Origin of the sequence: Acinetobacter sp. TR3, from assembly GCF_027105055.1 — a bacterium.
Classification (GTDB): domain Bacteria; phylum Pseudomonadota; class Gammaproteobacteria; order Pseudomonadales; family Moraxellaceae; genus Acinetobacter.
In genome coordinates this window covers 2141345-2159111 of sequence record NZ_CP114264.1, presented here as the reverse complement: position 1 = coordinate 2159111, position 17767 = coordinate 2141345, and the positions used below count along the sequence as shown (strand labels likewise).

Annotated in this window: 19 protein-coding genes; 3 read left to right on the top strand and 16 right to left on the bottom strand. The window is 40.5% G+C overall.

The genetic code is table 11. From position 1 onward, the window contains the following. Positions 1–36 precede the first annotated feature (36 nt). The 5 genes from O1449_RS10260 to O1449_RS10240 all read right to left on the bottom strand — a co-directional run bounded on the left by O1449_RS10260 (position 37) and on the right by O1449_RS10240 (position 3555). Positions 37–426 carry a DUF3106 domain-containing protein gene (locus O1449_RS10260; protein ID WP_269238244.1) on the bottom strand — a complete coding sequence of 130 codons (390 nt, stop codon included), beginning with the start codon at positions 424–426 and terminating at the stop codon, positions 37–39. Next, positions 416–739, bottom strand: a complete 324-nt coding sequence (locus O1449_RS10255) for a hypothetical protein (RefSeq protein ID WP_004661146.1) — start codon at positions 737–739, stop codon at positions 416–418. Before O1449_RS10255 ends, O1449_RS10260 begins: the two co-directional genes overlap by 11 nt. After that, positions 732–1343, bottom strand: a complete 612-nt coding sequence (locus O1449_RS10250; RefSeq protein ID WP_269239699.1) for an RNA polymerase sigma factor — start codon at positions 1341–1343, stop codon at positions 732–734. The genes O1449_RS10255 and O1449_RS10250 overlap by 8 nt, the downstream gene beginning before the upstream one ends. A 157-nt stretch (positions 1344–1500) precedes the next feature. Beyond that, positions 1501–2277: a TrmH family RNA methyltransferase gene (locus O1449_RS10245; protein ID WP_241335284.1), complete on the bottom strand. Its 777-nt coding sequence runs from the start codon at positions 2275–2277 to the stop codon at positions 1501–1503. Positions 2278–2583: 306 nt separating this feature from the next. Further along, positions 2584–3555 (bottom strand): class 1 fructose-bisphosphatase, encoded by a 972-nt coding sequence (locus tag O1449_RS10240; protein WP_269238243.1) that lies wholly within the window; start codon positions 3553–3555, stop codon positions 2584–2586. Positions 3556–3732: 177 nt separating this feature from the next. Here O1449_RS10240 and O1449_RS10235 point away from each other — a divergent pair, with 177 nt between their 5' ends. Continuing rightward, positions 3733–3918 carry an NF038105 family protein gene (locus O1449_RS10235; protein ID WP_018677181.1) on the top strand — a complete coding sequence of 62 codons (186 nt, stop codon included), beginning with the start codon at positions 3733–3735 and terminating at the stop codon, positions 3916–3918. A 56-nt stretch (positions 3919–3974) separates the two neighbouring features. Here O1449_RS10235 and pal read toward each other — a convergent pair whose 3' ends face one another. The 11 genes from pal to O1449_RS10180 form a co-directional block, all read right to left on the bottom strand. Next, positions 3975–4544 (bottom strand): peptidoglycan-associated lipoprotein Pal, encoded by a 570-nt coding sequence (gene pal, locus O1449_RS10230; protein WP_269238242.1) that lies wholly within the window; start codon positions 4542–4544, stop codon positions 3975–3977. Positions 4545–4566: 22 nt separating this feature from the next. Further along, positions 4567–5850, bottom strand: coding sequence for a Tol-Pal system beta propeller repeat protein TolB (gene tolB, locus O1449_RS10225; protein WP_269238241.1), 1284 nt, complete (start codon positions 5848–5850; stop codon positions 4567–4569). 99 nt (positions 5851–5949) lie between these two features. After that, positions 5950–7341: a cell envelope integrity protein TolA gene (tolA, locus tag O1449_RS10220; RefSeq protein WP_269238240.1), complete on the bottom strand. Its 1392-nt coding sequence runs from the start codon at positions 7339–7341 to the stop codon at positions 5950–5952. Between the two features lie 3 nt (positions 7342–7344). After that, positions 7345–7797: a protein TolR gene (gene tolR, locus O1449_RS10215; protein ID WP_269229949.1), complete on the bottom strand. Its 453-nt coding sequence runs from the start codon at positions 7795–7797 to the stop codon at positions 7345–7347. Then, the gene (tolQ, locus tag O1449_RS10210; protein ID WP_269238239.1) at positions 7797–8495 is read right to left on the bottom strand and encodes a protein TolQ; all 699 of its coding nucleotides are present in this window, start codon (positions 8493–8495) and stop codon (positions 7797–7799) included. Before tolQ ends, tolR begins: the two co-directional genes overlap by 1 nt. Positions 8496–8521: 26 nt before the next feature. Then, complete coding sequence (ybgC, locus tag O1449_RS10205) at positions 8522–8929, bottom strand: tol-pal system-associated acyl-CoA thioesterase (protein WP_004661168.1); 408 nt, start codon at positions 8927–8929, stop codon at positions 8522–8524. A gap of 173 nt (positions 8930–9102) precedes the next feature. Then, the gene (gene ruvB, locus O1449_RS10200; protein WP_269229951.1) at positions 9103–10098 is read right to left on the bottom strand and encodes a Holliday junction branch migration DNA helicase RuvB; all 996 of its coding nucleotides are present in this window, start codon (positions 10096–10098) and stop codon (positions 9103–9105) included. Between the two features lie 18 nt (positions 10099–10116). Next, a complete protein-coding gene (gene ruvA, locus O1449_RS10195; RefSeq protein ID WP_269238238.1) occupies positions 10117–10719 on the bottom strand; it encodes a Holliday junction branch migration protein RuvA in 603 nt (200 codons plus the stop codon). A 34-nt stretch (positions 10720–10753) separates the two neighbouring features. Next, positions 10754–11251 (bottom strand): GNAT family N-acetyltransferase, encoded by a 498-nt coding sequence (locus O1449_RS10190; RefSeq protein WP_269229953.1) that lies wholly within the window; start codon positions 11249–11251, stop codon positions 10754–10756. After that, positions 11248–11520 (bottom strand): type II toxin-antitoxin system TacA family antitoxin, encoded by a 273-nt coding sequence (locus tag O1449_RS10185; RefSeq protein WP_269238237.1) that lies wholly within the window; start codon positions 11518–11520, stop codon positions 11248–11250. The genes O1449_RS10190 and O1449_RS10185 overlap by 4 nt, the downstream gene beginning before the upstream one ends. 61 nt (positions 11521–11581) lie before the next feature. Further along, positions 11582–12922 (bottom strand): deoxyguanosinetriphosphate triphosphohydrolase, encoded by a 1341-nt coding sequence (locus tag O1449_RS10180; protein ID WP_269238236.1) that lies wholly within the window; start codon positions 12920–12922, stop codon positions 11582–11584. A gap of 362 nt (positions 12923–13284) precedes the next feature. On the opposite strand from O1449_RS10180, the gene O1449_RS10175 reads away from it, so the two are divergent. Continuing rightward, a complete protein-coding gene (locus tag O1449_RS10175) occupies positions 13285–13506 on the top strand; it encodes a hypothetical protein (protein WP_269238235.1) in 222 nt (73 codons plus the stop codon). A 402-nt stretch (positions 13507–13908) separates the two neighbouring features. After that, positions 13909–17739, top strand: coding sequence for a phosphoribosylformylglycinamidine synthase (gene purL, locus O1449_RS10170; RefSeq protein WP_269238234.1), 3831 nt, complete (start codon positions 13909–13911; stop codon positions 17737–17739). Positions 17740–17767: the final 28 nt, after the last annotated feature.

The window sequence follows — 17767 nt, the reverse complement described above, 5'->3', positions numbered from 1 at the left end:
AAATGCATACAGCAAAAGAGTAATATTTAAAAGTAATTAGTGTTCAGAGTATTTGCTTAAATATTCTTCACGGATGTTTACTTTTTCTTCGGCAGTGGCATTTTGCATACGTTTACGCAAAGTATTACGCTCTTGAGTTCCCAGTTTTTGCCAAACATCACGCATTTTTTGTTTTTCATCTTCTGGAAGCTGGGTAAACCACTCCATTCGTTGTTTTAGCTGAGAACTTTGGTCTGTTGGAATTTCTTTTAGGCTTTGGTAACGTTTAATGAGAACACGTTGTTCTTCTGGAGATAAATCATCCCAAGCTTCTTCTGCGGTTGGTTTATTTGATTTTGAGAACACCCAAAAACGCTCAGAGCCAGCAAAACTTGTTTGAAGTAAGCTGAGTGTACACACAACAATTGCTATTTTCTTAGCTGCCATGTGGAACTTTATCCTCACCAAGTACCATCAACATTTCCATATCTTCAACCATTTGTGGTGAAAGTTTTGGATTTACGACGACCTGACTTTGTGGTTTATCGGTTAGTTGTAGAGAGCTTGGTAATACAACGATGCCAGTAAGAGCTGCTGCTAAAGCAAAGCCTCCCATTTTCCACAGACTATAATAAGAGGTTGGTTTCTTTTGAACAGTGTCTAGAACATGGTTCATCACTAACATTTTTTTGTGATGTTGCTCTTTTGCTAGTTGATCGAGTTTGGAAGTCACTGATTTAGTGAACTCATCTTTATTCATTTGATGACCCTCCCGTATGTGGATTTAAATGCTCTAAAGCAGTTCTAAGCCCTTGGATTGCACGATGATAATGGGTTTTTACACTACCTTCACTGCAATTCATAATTTGAGCGGTGGTTGCCGTATCAAAACCTTCCCAGGCTCTTAACATAAATGCTTGTTGCTGACGTACTGGTAATTGGTTAATTGCTGTTTGGATTTCATCCATTGTGACTTCTTGATTAAGAAATTCAAATGGATTGGGGGTAGACTCATCTACGACATCAATAATTTCATCATCATCGTCTAAGCTAATTTTTTTGAATAATGAGAAAGGAGTCGCTCGACGCGCTTCTTTGCGCCTCCAATCCTGTAATTTGTTATTTAAAATGGTATAAAACAATGGATACCATTCTTCAATACTTTTATCTGAATATGATTTATGCAATGAAATAAAGGCTTCTTGTACTAAATCCATCGCAATGCCTTGTTGTCCCTGAGTTGCACTTTCCATCATCACAAGTGCACGACCTGTAACGTCTTGCATAAAAAAACGCAGACGTTGTTCAACCGTACTACAATCAGTACCATTTTCAGTTCGAGCCTGTTTCGGTGCTAAATCCATAGAGATGGAAAATCCTGTCATGGATACCCACCATTATTTCAATTCATTAATCATATAACGTTGAAAATGGTGGATGCGTTGACAACTTAAGCAATTATTTTATGAGTGTAATGGATTTTTTCATTAAAAAAATCGTATTTAAAATAATTTAACGTTTTTATTGACGTTGGCGAACCATTTCAAAAAAGCAAATTGAACCTGCAATCGCAACATTGAGAGACTCTTGTCCACCAGGTTGGGGGATAGCAACAGCTTGGGCATGTTCTAAAGCATAATCGCTCGCACCTTGTCCTTCATTGCCTAAAATCCAAACACATGTTTGTGTTAAATCCTTTGTGTATAAATTTGTAGACTGATGTGAGCTTGTAACAAACACAGGGATTTGAAATTTAGGAAGAATATCTGTTAATTGAAAGTTTTCAAAACAATGCAGGCTAAAGTGAGCGCCCATACCTGCTCTGAGAACTCGTGGTGACCAAAGTGAAGCAGAGCCTTGTGTGCAAATCACTTGCTTAATATTGGCTGCGGCAGCCGAACGCAATAGCGTACCAACATTTCCAGGGTCTTGAACATTTTCTAAGATTAAAGTATCAGCTTTAAAATCAATTGTTAATGATGTTTTAGGGAGATCAACAATCGCTAAACAAGGTAGTGTTGTGCCTAAAGTACTCAAATCTTTATAGAGCACTTCACTAATCACAAATACATGGCCTTGGTGCAATTCGATTACTTTTTGTAGATCAGCATGTTCTAGTGCTTGTTCTGTTGTGAATAAAGAAAAAAGTTTTTTTTGTTGTTGTAGCCATGCTAAGCAGAGATGTGTGCCTTCTAGAACGGTTTGTTGATGTTTTTTTCGAGCGCTGTTGAGTTCAATTAATCCACGCAAATGTTTAATTTTCGCATTGTCTTTTGATTCTAAAAAAATGACTGCCATGAAAATATACTCAATAAAATAAGACTTTAACGAATGTGATGACGATGAGGTGTTATGCCGAGTTCTCATCTTGTTTGAGGGGGTACTGTGTCTGATATTTCAGTTGATATATTTCAACTTGATACGGGTTTTGCCTATTTTTCTGTTAGAGAAATTCAGCAAAACTTGCGCTATGAATAACGTAGCGCAAGCTCAGTAAAACCTAAATCATCTTTATTTTTACCAAAGCCTGAGTTGCTTTGGTTTACTCAAGTTGTGAGTAATGATGCTTCTAACGATTAAAACTTCAAAATAAATTCTAGCCGATTAATGATAGCTCGTTACGCGTTCAACTTCATTTTTAGAACCAATAATAACAGGGACACGTTGGTGTAATTCTGTCGGTTGGATTTCCATAATACGAACACGACCTGTCGTAGAAGCACCGCCAGCTTGTTCAATTAACATGCTCATTGGATTTGCTTCATACATTAAGCGCAAACGACCTGCTTTTTTAGGATCTTTTAAATCATAAGGGTAAAGGAAGATACCACCACGACATAAGATACGGTGGATATCACCGACCATACATGCGACCCAACGCATGTTAAAGTCTTTTTCACGGACTGATGTTTTTCCAGCCAGTAGTTCATCAATATAACGTTTCACTGGATTTTCCCAATGACGTTGATTTGATGAGTTGATTGCAAATTCTTGTGTATCTGCTGAAACTTGTACTTGTTCAGTTGTAAGTAGAAATGTTTGAGACGTTGGATCAAATGTAAAGAATGCAACACCAGCACCAACAGTAAGTGCGAGCATTGTTGATGGGCCATAAAGCACATAACCAGCAGCGACTTGTTCTGTACCTGCCTGCATAAAGTCAGCCGATTGAGTCACTGAATTTTGAGCAGGAAGGATTGAGAAAATTGTACCCACACACATGTTGATGTCGATATTGCTTGAACCATCGAGTGGATCGAATAACACTAAATATTTGCCATTTTCTTGAGCAGGTGTGAAGTCATCTAACTCTTCAGAAGCTAATCCACCTACTTGTGGATGTGCTTTTAATGCATCAATAAGATAATCATTAGAAATAACATCTAATTTCTTTTGAGTTTCACCTTGTACATTTTCATTGCCAGCACTACCTAAGATGCCAGCCAAAGCACCTTTTTGTAGTGCTTGGTCAATCGTTTGGCATGTTGCAGCAATTGTTTCGATGACTTGTGCCAACTCTGGTGTCAAATTCCCATTTTGTTGTTCTAAATATTGGGACAATGTAAGGTTTGACATATTGAATCGCTCCGATTTAGCCGCGTCAAAGAATTGAGAAAAAGAATGTGGCTATTCTAGATGAGATCGCTCAAAAATAGAAATTATCTTACTTTATTTATGTTGCTTTTATGATTACAAGTATTCTATTACATGCTATGTTGGTCGGATACTAAACAGGAAGTTTGGAGAGGAACGATGTCAACCAAAAAATTTGAAGCTACCCCCACGCCAAGCGAATCAATTAGCTTAGATACGATTTCGAAAGAAAATGTCCAAGATGCTTGGAAAGAGTATGAAGCAAAGCCTGAATATAAAGAGTTTAATAAACACGATATGATTGAGTCGATGCAACCTCAGCCGAAGCCAGAGTCTTCATCATAATTAAAGTGATAATAAAAATGCTCACATTGTGAGCATTTTTATTGCAAATCCAAACATTATTTTAATAATGGTGGTACGGCTTCGTAGTTAATTTCTACACGACGATTTTCTTTCCAAGCCGCTTCATCATGTCCTGTATTTACAGGTGCTTCTTTACCATAGCTCACAGCTTCGAGTTGCTGAGGATTTACACCATTGGTAATTAAATAACTTTCAACAGCTTTCGCACGACGCTCGCCCAAGGCCATATTGTATTCACGCGTACCACGTTCATCAGTATGACCTGTTAATGCGACACGAGAATTGGCATTTGCAATCAGAAATTGAGCATGTGCTTGAAGTGTTTGATAGTCATCATTTGATAGATCGCTGCTATCGTAATCAAAGTGAACGACACGTTTCGCTAAAAATGCTTTGTTCGCGGCAGTTACCCCTTTTGATGAAGCGCCAGCCAAGTTTTGTGCATTTAATGCAGCATCTTCACTTAGTCCGTCAGTGCTTACCGTGGTTGAGGTATTTGGTGCTGTATTGCCCGCTGTGATTTCAGCAGCAGGTTTACGGCTTGCACAACCTGTGAATGCAATTGTCGCCGCCAACAATGGAAGTGTCAGGTATTTAATATTCATGTGATTCTCCAATTGATCAAATTTATTTTGGTGCCCAGGCAGGTTCACGGACTTCACCTTGTTCGCTTGGTAAATTCATACGGAAACGACCATCTGTAGACATAATAGAGAGTAAGCCACGGTTACCTTCACGTGTTGCATAAACAACCATTTGTCCATTCGGAGAGAAACTTGGTGACTCATCCAGACTGGTTGGTGTCAATATATTAGTAATCCCTGTACTAATATCTTGCAGTGCGACTTTGTAGTTACTACCACTTGGTCGATGAACTAAAGCAATCTTTTTACCATCAGCGCTTAAAGTACCACGTGCATTAAATGCACCTTTGAAGGTTAGACGTTTGACTGAACTATCATCAAAACTATAGCGATAAATTTGTGGAGAACCGCCACGATCTGAGGTGAAAATAAATGATTTTCCATCAGGTGCATAACGTGCTTCAGTATCAATCGCTGAGTCATTGGTCATACGTTGTAGTTGGCGCGTATTTAAATTCATCTGATAAATTTCAGGATTACCATGCATAGAGGCAGTGAAAAGCATGGATTGCCCATCAGGTGAGAAGCTTGGTGCACCATTTAAGCCTTTAAAGCTCGCCAAAACCTCACGTTGACCTGTTGCTAAATCTTGAATATAAATTGCAGGGCGTTTAGTTTCGAAAGAGACGTAAGCAATTTTTTTAGCGTCAGGTGTCCATGTTGGGGAGAGGATTGGATCTCGTGATGACAGTACAGTTTTAGGTTGTTCGCCATCCGTATCGGCAATTTGTAATGTATAACGTTGAGCAGGGGTTTCTGGATTACGTAATACATACGCAATACGACCGCTGAAATCACCCGCAATACCAGTTAGTGCTTGGTATATCGCATCACTGATCATATGCCCAGCTTGGCGAACACGAGAGCTTGGTACAGTCAGCACTTCATTTAATAAATATTGTTGTTTTTGTACATCATAGAGTTGGTAATGGATTTCAAATGTGTTCGCATCGATGGTTTTAATTTGACCAACTACCACATAGGGCACACCTGCATTTTGCCAATCACCAGCTTGGATTTGGTTGATGCTTGCAGTTGCAGGTAAGTTTTGAGATGCGCTTGTGAATCGACCTGAACGATTTAAGTCATTCTCAATAATTGGGTAAAGCGAGCTGTCATTTGTAAAAGGGATAATTGCAATTTTAGGCGCTTGTTCAGGCGCTTTTGCAATTTCAAGGTGTAATTGTGCAAAAGCTGCTGTCGGAACAATTGCGCTGATCGCAGTAAAAACTGCTAAGGAGATGAGATGTTTACGGGTCTTGTCCATAGTTACAATTACTTGTGTTCGTATTTTTGTGGCTGTTGATTATTTAACATAGTTACATGCTTTGTTCTATTAAAAGCATGTAACGTTAACTATTTATTACTATTTTGCAGTAAAACTTGAAGTAAAGCTTCTTGCTTCGCGACGTGCATCAGGATCATCTGGCATAGGGTAAGGGGCAGCAGCGCGAACAGCGGCTTCTACACTTGCTTTTACATCAGGATCACTAGAATTCACAATCACAGATAAAACAGCACCGCTATCACTAAGTGTTACACGGGCAGTTGCTTTTTGCCCCGATGAGTTTGCGGGCATATCCCAAGCACGCTTAATTTTATTTTCAAAATCACGTTTAGCAGTTGAAGCGATTTTTTTCGCATCCGCCTTTTTCTGAGCAGCTTCTTGCTCTGCCTTTTTTGCAGCAGCCGCTTTTGCATCTGCTTCGGCTCTTTCGGCATCCGCTTTGTCTTTAGCTGCTTTATCAGCAGCGGCCTTGTCTTTAGCTGCTTTATCCGCAGCAGCTTTGTCTTTAGCTGCTTTATCAGCAGCGGCCTTGTCTTTAGCTGCTTTATCAGCAGCAGCCTTGTCTTTTGCAGCTTTATCAGCAGCAGCCTTGTCTTTTGCAGCTTTATCAGCAGCAGCCTTGTCTTTAGCTGCTTTATCAGCAGCGGCTTTGTCTTTTGCAGCTTTATCAGCAGCGGCCTTGTCTTTTGCAGCTTTATCGGCAGCGGCCTTGTCTTTTGCAGCTTTATCGGCAGCGGCTTTGTCTTTTGCAGCTTTATCAGCAGCGGCTTTGTCTTTTGCAGCTTTATCAGCAGCAGCCTTGTCTTTTGCAGCTTTATCAGCAGCAGCTTTGTCTTTAGAAGCTTTATCAGCAGCAGCCTTGTCTTTTACAGCTTTATCAGTAGCAGCTTTATCTTTGGCGGCTTTATCGGCAGCGGCCTTGTCTTTAGCTGCTTTATCAGCAGCAGCTTTGTCCTTTGACGCTTTATCAGCAGCAGCTTTGTCTTTGGCGGCTTGCTCTGTTTTGCGTTTTACGTCCTCATCAGCACGTTGTTTCTGAGCTTGAGCTTCTGCCTGTTTTTGATGTTCTTCTGCTTGTTTTGCTTGAGCTGCTGCTTCTTCAGCTTTCTGTTTTTGTTCTGCTAATTGAGCTTGTTTTTGCTGCTCAGCTTTTTGTTTAGCATCAGCGAGTTGTTGTGCAGTCGGCGTTGGAGGGGTGATCGGAAGATTTTCAGGTTGAGTGTTATCTACAACAGGGCTTAATATTTCTTCCGCTTGATTTTCAGCTGTCGTTTCCTGTTCCACTGGTTTAGCCATCGGCGGTGGCAAATCTTCTGGTTTAACTAAAATTGTGGTCAGTTTTTTAGGTTGCTCAGGCGGTTTACTTAGACCTAAGAAAAGCAAGCCAACAATCGCAATTGCATGTACCCCAAGGGTAAAACCTAGCGCAATTGCATTTTGTTTAAAAGGTGGCTCTTGAAATTTTTTCATAACTTATTTTAATGGATCTGTCAGTAAACCAACTTGAGTTAAACCTGCTTCTTGTAAACTTGCCATGAGTGATACAACTTCACCATAAGGACGAGATTTATCACCATTGACCAATACAGTGAGTTGTTTATTTTCTTGTTCTGCTTGCTTTTGAGCATCACTCAAAATAGTTTCAAGCTGTTCAAGTGAAAGAGGCTCACTATCTTTGTGGTCTTGGTATTGCAAATAAATATTGCCATCTTTGCCAATCGTTACCATTGCAGGCATATCTTTCGATTCAATAGGATTATTATTGGCTTGGGGCAGATCAACTTTGATACCGCTGGTAATCATAGGCGCAGTGACCATGAAAATGACTAAAAGTACCAACATGACGTCAATATAGGGTACAACGTTCATATCACTTTTCAGTGGTTTTTTGATACGTTCAAAACGTCCAGATCGTTGAATTGCCATTATGCATCTTCCTGTGACGATCCAATCGCTTGACGCTGTAAAAGAGCGACCATTTCTTCTGCAAATAATGCACGATCTGAATAAATTGATTCGCTTTTTGCAGTGAAGTGGTTAAAAGCAAGCACAGCAGGAATCGCTGCAAATAAACCGATTGCTGTTGCAATAAGTGCTTCAGCAATACCTGGTGCTACGGTTGCCAATGTCACTTGATCAACGGCGGCAAGACCGATAAAGGCATTCATAATGCCCCAAACCGTGCCGAATAAGCCGATATAAGGCGCAACAGAGCCGATACTTGCAAGTGCCCCCAAACCTTGTTCTAAACCACCTTGATCACGACTTAAACCGACACGAAGAATACGTTCAGTACCTTCGATGGTTTGATTGGTATCTGCTTTGCGTTTCTGTAGTTTAAAAAACTCACCCAAACCCTGATAGAAGATGTCTTCTAAGCCGTTACGTTTGGAATTTAACTGAGCGTTGTTATAGAGCGTATTTAATTCGGCACCTGACCAGAACATTTTTTGAAAATGCTCATCATTTTGACTTGCTTTTTTAAAGCCCATCTGTAATTTGGCAATCAAATACCAGCTAAAAATTGATGCCAGTAATAGGATTAGCATGACCAATTGCACGACTGGGCTGGCTTGTAAAATCAGGTCAGAAATATGTAGAGAAGATTCTAAATTAGTTGCCATAAGTCACTGTGCCGAAAAGTTTATTTTTAGTCCTGTGCTAATTCTTTTTGAATCAGATCACGTATTTCCTCAGGAAGTCTACGCGGCATAAGTTCTTTGTTTAAACACGCCAACGTAACCTCACCTGAAGCCAGCAAGATTTCACCACGATAAATATTTTGTTGCAACACAAAAGATGCGGCTTTACACGAAATAACACGTGCTGTAACGGTAATTAAGTCATCCATTAATATTGGGCGTACATATTTCACCTGAATTTGATGTACAACGAAGTTGTAGTCTTGTTGATGCCAGTAATGATCGACGCCTGCTGCACGTAACCATTCAGTGCGCGTGCGTTCCATAAAACGAATGTGATTGGCATGGTAAACAATACCGCCTGCATCTGTATCTTCGATATATACACGAATATTAAATTCAAAATGATTAGCCATATCCTTAACCTATTTCTGCATACTGCAAGCAATTGAGGGAATGATATTGCGTCAGTCTGAGGATGGGAATAGTAATAAATAACATATTAGACTTCTTTCATAATTGTTTAGACTCTCTTTATTTTCTTCTATTAATGAGAAAATAAAGGATTTATAAAAGAAACCTAATAATTTCATTCAGGCGGTGTCATACCAAACTGTAAATACGCCATATTGGTTGCAATACGACCACGTGCTGTTCGCATGACATAACCTTGTTGGATCAAATAAGGTTCGATCACATCTTCAAGCGTTCCACTGTCTTCTGCCATCGCGGCGGCTAGTGCTTCCACACCAGTCGGTCGACCCTCAAAACGCTCAAGTAACATACTGAGATAACGGCGGTCTAAAGTATCTAAACCATCTTTATCTACATTCAGCATGTCCAATGCACGTTGAGCCATCTCTTGTGTCACTTCACCCGTGCCTTTCACTTGCGCATAATCTCGAACACGACGTAATAAACGATTGGCAATACGTGGTGTACCACGTGCACGTCTAGCGATTTCAGTTGAACCTTCCTTAGTAATCGGAACATCCATAAGATTTGCCGAACGAGTGACAATATGGGTTAAATCCTCAACAGAATAGAATTCTAAACGTTGCACGATGCCGAAACGGTCACGTAAAGGCGAGGTGAGTAGCCCTGCACGAGTTGTTGCAGCAACTAAGGTAAATGCAGGTAAATCAAGTTTAATTGAACGAGCAGCTGGACCCTCGCCAATCATAATATCGAGTTGATAATCTTCCATTGCTGGATAAAGAATCTCTTCAATGACAGGAGATAGACGATGGATTTCGTCAATAAAGAGGACATCGCCTTCTTCCAAATTGGTCAGCATCGCGGCTAAATCACCAGCTCGTTCCAGCACAGGTCCTGAGGTAGATTTTAAATTGCCGCCCATTTCGCGCGCGATAATATTCGCTAATGTGGTTTTACCTAAACCCGGTGGACCAAAAATCAAGGTATGGTCGAGTGCTTCACCCCGACCTCGTGCAGCACCAATAAAGATTTCCATTTGCTCACGTACCACTGGCTGACCAATATAGTCTTCAAGAGAGGTTGGGCGAATCGCACGATCAAAATGATCTTCTGGTTTTTCAGAACCACTGATTAAACGGTCTTGCATAATGAGTTCGGTCTATCTTTATTTATTCAATGATTTAAGTGCAGCTCGGATAATATCGCTTGCTTCAGTAAAGTCAGCTTTAACAGCTTGAATTAGTTTTTGTGCTTCAAGTGGTTTATAGCCAAGCGATTGTAAAGCGGCTTCTGCTTCTGCAACAGCAGAGTTTCCAGTGAACTGTATTTGGGTTGATGTTGAATTATTTGAAACGGTCGTACTTGAGAATGCTTTAAAACGATCACGCAGTTCTATCATTAAACGTTCTGCTGTTTTCGCACCAACACCAGGTACTTTAACCAGTGTTTTTACATCACCATGTTCGACTGTATGGATGAGCATATCCACGCTCAATGTTGAAAGAATACCGAGCGCCATTTTAGGGCCGACACCATTGACCTTGAGTAAAGTACGGAAAATAATTTTCTCTTGCGTATCACTAAAACCATACAGTTGTTGCGCATCTTCTCGAACCACCAAATGTGTCCATAAAGTGACTTTTTGTCCTTTTTGTAATTGGCAAAATGTTGAAAGCGGCGTATCTATTTCATAACCAACGCCGTTTACATTCAGCAATACGGTTGGGGCTTCTAGGGCAAACACTTCGCCAATTAAACATCCGATCATGAAATTATCTTCTAAAGTAAAATGATTTAAAAAATTAGGTTGAAATGTTATGAGCAATGTCTTTCATTGTCATAAACAGTTTGTTTGGATATTGGCTCAATGCCTGAAATCCGTATTGTTGATAAAATTCAGCAATTCCATCTTTTGCATCAACTAATACCAGTGGAAATGCCACAATTGCACTCGCTTGATATAGGCGGTGTAAGGCATCTAATAATAAAATTGCCCCTAGACCTTGCTTCTGATAACGATGATCCACTGCCAAACGTGCAATTAAACCTGCTGAATGCACAGAAGCATGTTTTTTTTGCAAGCTTTGTGGCAACGATGACAGGTCTAATGAGGTCATGGTTAATGTATAAAATCCCATAATCCATGCAGGGTTGACGGGATCAATGAGGACATAGGTTCGGGCATTGTCTTTTTTTGCTTCTTGGCTAGCGATTTGATTTAAATACTGATTCAACACCTGATTTTTGCAGTCAAAACGTTGCCGATCATGCTGTTGTTTATCCAGTAAAATAATATTCATTCTTGTGTTTGATGATAATGTTGAGCCGCTTGTTTGAGTTTTGAATGAACTTGAATAGGTTGATCCAATGCTGTTATTAATGCCAATGCATCTTTTTCATTGAGTTGTAAGCTTTTCTCTTGAATCAGAACTTGTTTCGCCTTTTCAATTGCGGCACTGAGCACAAATGCATTCAAACTTGGCATACCCAATAAATTGGCAGCTTGCAGCAATAACGCTTGTGTTTGCTCATCAACACGAGCTGTAATTCGGGGATGATAGGCTGACATGATTCACCTACTAAATTGAACTTTATGTGCCATTATGGCACACGAATAGTGATTTGTTAATTTAAAAAAAACCTACTTTATTTCCCTGTAACTCTTGCGCCAAGCTATAGGCTTGGTGGTCTGAGAACTTACTAATAATATCGAGGACTTGCATAATATTATTATAGTGGTTGTTTTGTAGATTTACGCCTGAATGTTGCAAAATAGACATCAAACGTTGTTCTTTAAAGCTCAAGGTCTTATGTGGCATGGTTAATGGGATAAAAGCATCCAAAATCGTTTGTAAACTCTGGTGTGCGATAATTTCTAAACCTGATTTTTGAGGATGTTCAAAAATTCGATCTCTGGCAAGATTCTTCGCCGTTTGAATGCCAGTTTCAATATCGGGTGAGCAATATTGTAAAAGGCTGCCTTTGAGTTGACCTGTGATAATTTCATAATGATGCTTGGCAAAAGCAGTGGTGACTTCATCGACTAGACGTTTCATCACTCGCCCACGTAAAGCTGCGATTTTTTGCTGCCATGTGGTATGCGGTAAATGTAATTCTTCTGGATAACCATAATCCGCAATTAGATTCAGAAAGATTGGCTCAACTTCGGCATAGTGCAACATGTTCAGAATAATGCCATCTTCTAAATCAATGAGTGCGTAGCAAATATCATCTGCAGCTTCTAATAAATAGGTGAGTGGATGACGACAATAATGATAGTCACCGAGCTGAATGAGACCGAGTTGCTCTGCTAACTGTTTTAAAATTTCTTTTTCAGATTGATAGCAACCAAATTTTGCTCTTTGGTGCGAGGGTGTATCGCCTTGTTCTTCAATGGTTTTAGATAACCATGGGTATTTTAAATAAGCACCGAGTGTGGCACAGGTCAAACGCATACCACCATCATCAGGATGGTAATCAATCCGACTAAGCAAGCGAAGTCCTTGGGCATTACCTTCGAATTGACGTACATCAGCGGATTCTTCGGGCGTTAATTGGCTGAGAAAGTCACGATGTGATGCATCATCAAACCATTCACGAATTGCATATTCACCTGCATGACCAAAAGGTGGATTCCCAATATCATGCGCTAAGCAAGCAGCTTGAATGATTGCGCCAACGTCTGCTGGTGAAATCCACATTGGTAATTCATCTTTGATTTTTTCAGCAGCAAGCATGCCTAGCGAACGACCAATACAAGAAACTTCTAGCGAATGAGTCAGTCGAGTATGAATGCCGTCATGTTGTGTAAGTGGATGAACCTGTGTTTTTCTATTGAGTTGACGAAAACTTTGGGAAAATATAATTCTGTCATAATCTTTGTGGAAGGGGCTTCGAGCCAATTCGGTACTGCTTTTTTTACTGCCTAAACGAATTGCAGACAGCAATTCCAACCAACGCATTTGTTCCATTCATCATTATTCACTATGAGTTCATTTTCATCATGCCAAAAAAAAGATTAAAGCACTAGTGCAGGGCGACATGGTTTGGCGTTTAAAATACTTTGCGTCTGAGTTAGGATTGTTGTGTAGCAAATATATGTGTTGAAGTGAAAATGATAAATTTGTTAAAGGTAAACTAGTTTGGGATTCAACCTGAGAAGTATACTTCGCAAGGAGTGGAACGAGACAATCAACGCGCGATATCTCCTAGAGTTAAAATTAATAGTCAAGCTAAACCAACTCCAACACGAATTTTTTGGGTCTAGAGATACAGATAACACAATTTTTATCCTAGTTTTGGTAAGTATCCGAAACCATAGGAGTAAGAAAATATGGAAAATACCGCATTAGTTATAATAGTTGAAGACTTTTTATTTGGTAGAGGTCAAAACCTAGATAATTATTTTATTGAGCAGACTCCTGTTTCTGAAATGTTATGTTATCGCAATTCAGAGGGGCGTGAGTTTGATCTTCCAATTTGTGATGATGAGCTAGCTGCTGCGGTTATAAAGCGGCTTAAGGAGATGGGGGTTAGGATTATTAAACTTAGCTAATTTAGTTGCTAAAATATCAAGGTAATTCCATCTATGCTCTCAAGTGCCTCGTTGCACGCTTGCTGATCTGCCTCACGCTGAAAAGGTACAAATCATGTAGGACGTAATGGCAAACTAGTTAACGATATGATTCTCACTAAAATTTGTTCAACTCACTTATAAATCAGTTTGTCTCACTTTACTGTTATTCAGTTGAAAGTGGAATTTATCAAACTAAATGAATTGTTACGAATATCGTAAAACCTATAAAGCTACAATAAATTAAGTGAGTTGAGATAGAAAACACTGATTTTTAAGATGGATATGTCTAGCTGAAAGAAGGCTTTCACAGTAGAATATGCGCTCTCTCATAAGTCACATTGTGGTAGGTTCTTTAGACCCGCCCGTGGAGCCAAAGTCAACATGTTTATCGTGGCCGGTGCATCAGCACATTCTTCTTTTAAGAAAGCTCAACTCTTAAACCGTTTAGCGTCAATGAGTTCTGTTCAATCTTTTGACAGCCAGTGGGTTTATTTGTTTGATCAAGCGCTCAACGAGCAGCAACATCAATCGGCATTACAACTTTTAAACGATGGTCAATCTTTCGAACTTCGCCAAGCTGCAAGTGATGAAATCCAAATTTTAGTGACACCACGTGTGGGCACAATTTCTCCGTGGTCATCTAAAGCAACGGATATTTTCCAAAACTGTAATACACCCATTCACCGTTTAGAGCGTGGTCTGTTATTTACACTGAAAGGTGTGAAAGAGATTTCGAACGAAGTGAAATTGGCATTACATGACCGTATGACAGAGAGTGTTTTTGCTCAGATTGATGATGCAAAAGCTTTATTCTTAGAAACAGCGCCGAAGCCATTGAACTCAATTGATATTTTGAGCCAAGGTAAAGAAGCGTTAGTAAAAGCGAATAATGAATTTGGTTTTGCACTTTCTGACGAAGAAATTGATTATTTAGTTGCAGCATTTACCAAACTCGGTCGTAATCCAAACGACATCGAATTGATGATGTTTGCACAAGCAAACTCTGAACACTGTCGTCATAAAATCTTTGGTTCTGAATGGACAATTGATGGTGAAAAACAGCCATTATCATTGTTCCAAATGATTAAAAATACCTATAAAGAATCACCAACGGATGTGTTATCAGCATATAAAGATAACGCATCTGTGATCGTGGGTTATGACACCATGCGTTTTTATCCAAAAGCGGATGAAAATGGTCATTTCGTTTATAAATATAAGAGCCAAGCTGCTCATATTTTAATGAAAGTTGAAACACACAACCATCCAACTGCAATCGCTCCATTTGCAGGTGCTGCAACAGGTTCGGGCGGTGAAATCCGTGATGAAGGTGCAACAGGTCGTGGTGGTAAACCAAAAGCAGGTCTAACAGGCTTTACGGTTTCAAACTTAAATATCCCTGGTTTTGAACAACCTTGGGAAGATAATTACGGTAAACCTTCACGTATGGCATCGCCATTACAAATCATGATTGAAGGTCCACTCGGCGGTGCTGCGTTTAACAACGAATTCGGTCGCCCTGCATTGAATGGTTATTTCCGTACTTTTGAACAAAATGTCAATGGTGACGTGAAAGGCTTCCATAAGCCAATCATGATTGCTGGTGGTTACGGTAACATCCGTCCTGACCATGTTGAAAAAGATGCGATCCAACCGGGTGACTTGCTCATTGTATTGGGCGGTCCTGCAATGTTGATCGGTCTTGGCGGTGGCGCAGCGTCTTCTGTAGACAGCGGTACCATGGGCGAGAGTTTAGACTTTGCTTCTGTACAACGTGAAAACCCAGAAATGGAACGCCGTTGCCAAGAAGTGATTGATACGTGTTGGCGCTTAGAAGACTTTAACCCAATTGTGTCTGTACATGATGTGGGTGCAGGTGGTGTATCTAATGCTATGCCAGAACTTGTGAATGATCATGAGTTGGGTGCAGTGCTTAACCTGCGTAAAATTCCATCATTAGAGCCAGGTATGAGCCCGATGGAAATCTGGTCAAATGAAGCGCAAGAGCGTTATGTGCTTGCCATTCGTCCAGAGTCTTTAGAACAATTTGAAGAAATTTGTGCACGTGAACGTTGTCCGTTTGCAGTACTTGGTGAGGCGACTGAAGCGCGCCACTTAACTGTTGAAGATCCTTTGTTTGAGAACAAGCCTGTTGATATCCCAATGCAGGTGATCTTAGGCGGTACACCGCGTATGCAACGTTCGTATGAAACGATTGAGCGTACAGGCAATGACTTTGATGCTGCAAAAGTTGATTTGAAAGATGCGATCTTCCGCGTATTGAAAAATCCAACAGTTGCGTCTAAATCATTCTTGATCACCATTGGTGACCGTTCGATTACAGGTATGGTTGCACGTGATCAAATGGTTGGCCGTTGGCAGGTTCCTGTTGCAGATGCAGCGGTAACGACGACAAGCTTGCAAGGCTTCACAGGTGAAGCAATGGCAATGGGTGAACGTCCACCTGTTGCATTGTTAAATCCGGCTGCATCTGCGCGTTTAGCAGTTGCTGAAGCGATTACCAATATTGCATGTGCCAACATTGAACAAATCAGTGATATCAAACTTTCAGCAAACTGGATGGCAGCGGCAGGTCAAAAAGGTGAAGATCAAGCCTTGTTTGAAGGTGTAAAAGCGATTGGTATGGAAATGTGTCCTGCATTAGGCATCGCAATTCCAGTGGGTAAAGATTCACTTTCAATGCGCACCACTTGGAATGATGGTGAGGATAAAGCCGTTACTTCTCCAATGACAGGCGTGATCACTGCATTTGCACCAGTTTTAGATGTACGTAAAACATTAACACCTGAACTTAAGAATTTAGCAGATTCAGTATTAGTTCGTATTGATCTATCTAAAGGTCAATTCCGTTTAGGTGGTTCAATCCTTGCACAAGTATATAAAGCGATTGGTTCTGTTACACCTGATGTGGATAGTTTTGATGACTTCAAAGCATTCTTTGCTTTGATTCAAGACTGGAACAATCGTGGCCTAATCAAGGCTTACCATGATATCGGTGATGGCGGTTTATTGGCGACTGTTGCGGAAATGATGTTTGCTTCACGCTTAGGTGTTGCTTTAGAAAATCAAAGTACTGAAAGTTTATTCGCTGAAGAAATTGGTGCTGTACTTCAAATCACAGCGGCGGATTGGGCTCAGTTAGAAGTTGAAGTTGCAGCATCTAGCCTGAAAGATGCAATTGCAGTTGTGGGCCGTGTCAATACAACCGATCAATTGGCTGTCAATGGTTTGACTTTAGAACGTGCTGAACTACAACAAGCTTGGGCTGAAGTATCGCATCAGATCCAACGGTTACGTGATAACGTCGAAACAGCTGATCAAGAATTTGCTTTAATTGCAGATAAAAACCACAAAGGTTTAATTGCTCAAGCAACTTATGATTTAAATGAACCTGTTGAAGCGCCGTTTATCAATACACGTCGTCCTAATATGGCAATCTTGCGTGAGCAAGGTGTCAATGGTCATGTTGAAATGGCCGCTGCCTTTGATAAAGTTGGTTTCAATACCATCGACGTACACATGAGTGATTTGCTTGCAGGTCGTGTGAGTTTAAGCGACTTCGAAGGTTTAGTGGCTTGTGGCGGCTTCTCATACGGTGACGTAATGGGTGCTGGTGGTGGCTGGGCGAAATCAGTATTGTTCAACCCGAAATTACGTGATCAGTTCGAACAGTTCTTCCATCGTGAGAGCACTTTCAGCTTAGGCGTATGTAATGGCTGTCAAATGATGTCACAACTTGCACCATTGATTCCAGGTGCAGAGCATTGGGGCCGTTTCCACCGTAATACTTCAGAAGTATTTGAAGCGCGTGCCGTGAACGTTCGTGTAGAAAAATCTGTTTCTGTATTGCTCGAAGATATGCAAGGTTCGATTTTACCAATCGCTGTTGCGCATGGTGAAGGTCGTTTAGTTGCAACAGAACAACAACTTGCAGCTTTAAATGCTGAAAATCAAGTGATCTTGCGTTATGTAGATAGCTTGGGTAATCCAACTCAACACTATCCATTGAACCCGAATGGTTCACCTGAAGCGATTACAGGTCAAACTTCTAAAGATGGTCGTGCAACAGTGATGATGCCGCATCCTGAACGTAACTTCCGTGCCTTACAGCATTCGTGGAAGCCTGAAGATTGGGCGGAAGATGGTGCTTGGTTACGTATGTTCCGTAATGCACGTAAATTTATTGGTTAATATCAAATAAAAAATAAGCCACTGTAAA

What these genes read in the sequence shown, in the direction of transcription:
- purL (WP_269238234.1), top strand. Translation starts at nt 13,909, where the DNA reads ATGTTTATCGTGGCCGGTGCATCAGCACATTCTTCTTTTAAGAAAGCT.
- O1449_RS10175 (WP_269238235.1), top strand. Translation starts at nt 13,285, where the DNA reads ATGGAAAATACCGCATTAGTTATAATAGTTGAAGACTTTTTATTTGGT.
- O1449_RS10260 (WP_269238244.1), bottom strand. Translation starts at nt 426, where the DNA reads ATGGCAGCTAAGAAAATAGCAATTGTTGTGTGTACACTCAGCTTACTT.
- O1449_RS10180 (WP_269238236.1), bottom strand. Translation starts at nt 12,922, where the DNA reads ATGGAACAAATGCGTTGGTTGGAATTGCTGTCTGCAATTCGTTTAGGC.
- tolB (WP_269238241.1), bottom strand. Translation starts at nt 5,850, where the DNA reads ATGGACAAGACCCGTAAACATCTCATCTCCTTAGCAGTTTTTACTGCG.
- ruvA (WP_269238238.1), bottom strand. Translation starts at nt 10,719, where the DNA reads ATGATCGGATGTTTAATTGGCGAAGTGTTTGCCCTAGAAGCCCCAACC.
- O1449_RS10190 (WP_269229953.1), bottom strand. Translation starts at nt 11,251, where the DNA reads ATGAATATTATTTTACTGGATAAACAACAGCATGATCGGCAACGTTTT.
- O1449_RS10255 (WP_004661146.1), bottom strand. Translation starts at nt 739, where the DNA reads ATGAATAAAGATGAGTTCACTAAATCAGTGACTTCCAAACTCGATCAA.
- ybgC (WP_004661168.1), bottom strand. Translation starts at nt 8,929, where the DNA reads ATGGCTAATCATTTTGAATTTAATATTCGTGTATATATCGAAGATACA.
- tolA (WP_269238240.1), bottom strand. Translation starts at nt 7,341, where the DNA reads ATGAAAAAATTTCAAGAGCCACCTTTTAAACAAAATGCAATTGCGCTA.
- O1449_RS10185 (WP_269238237.1), bottom strand. Translation starts at nt 11,520, where the DNA reads ATGTCAGCCTATCATCCCCGAATTACAGCTCGTGTTGATGAGCAAACA.
- O1449_RS10250 (WP_269239699.1), bottom strand. Translation starts at nt 1,343, where the DNA reads ATGGATTTAGCACCGAAACAGGCTCGAACTGAAAATGGTACTGATTGT.
- O1449_RS10240 (WP_269238243.1), bottom strand. Translation starts at nt 3,555, where the DNA reads ATGTCAAACCTTACATTGTCCCAATATTTAGAACAACAAAATGGGAAT.
- ruvB (WP_269229951.1), bottom strand. Translation starts at nt 10,098, where the DNA reads ATGCAAGACCGTTTAATCAGTGGTTCTGAAAAACCAGAAGATCATTTT.
- tolR (WP_269229949.1), bottom strand. Translation starts at nt 7,797, where the DNA reads ATGGCAATTCAACGATCTGGACGTTTTGAACGTATCAAAAAACCACTG.
- tolQ (WP_269238239.1), bottom strand. Translation starts at nt 8,495, where the DNA reads ATGGCAACTAATTTAGAATCTTCTCTACATATTTCTGACCTGATTTTA.
- O1449_RS10235 (WP_018677181.1), top strand. Translation starts at nt 3,733, where the DNA reads ATGTCAACCAAAAAATTTGAAGCTACCCCCACGCCAAGCGAATCAATT.
- pal (WP_269238242.1), bottom strand. Translation starts at nt 4,544, where the DNA reads ATGAATATTAAATACCTGACACTTCCATTGTTGGCGGCGACAATTGCA.
- O1449_RS10245 (WP_241335284.1), bottom strand. Translation starts at nt 2,277, where the DNA reads ATGGCAGTCATTTTTTTAGAATCAAAAGACAATGCGAAAATTAAACAT.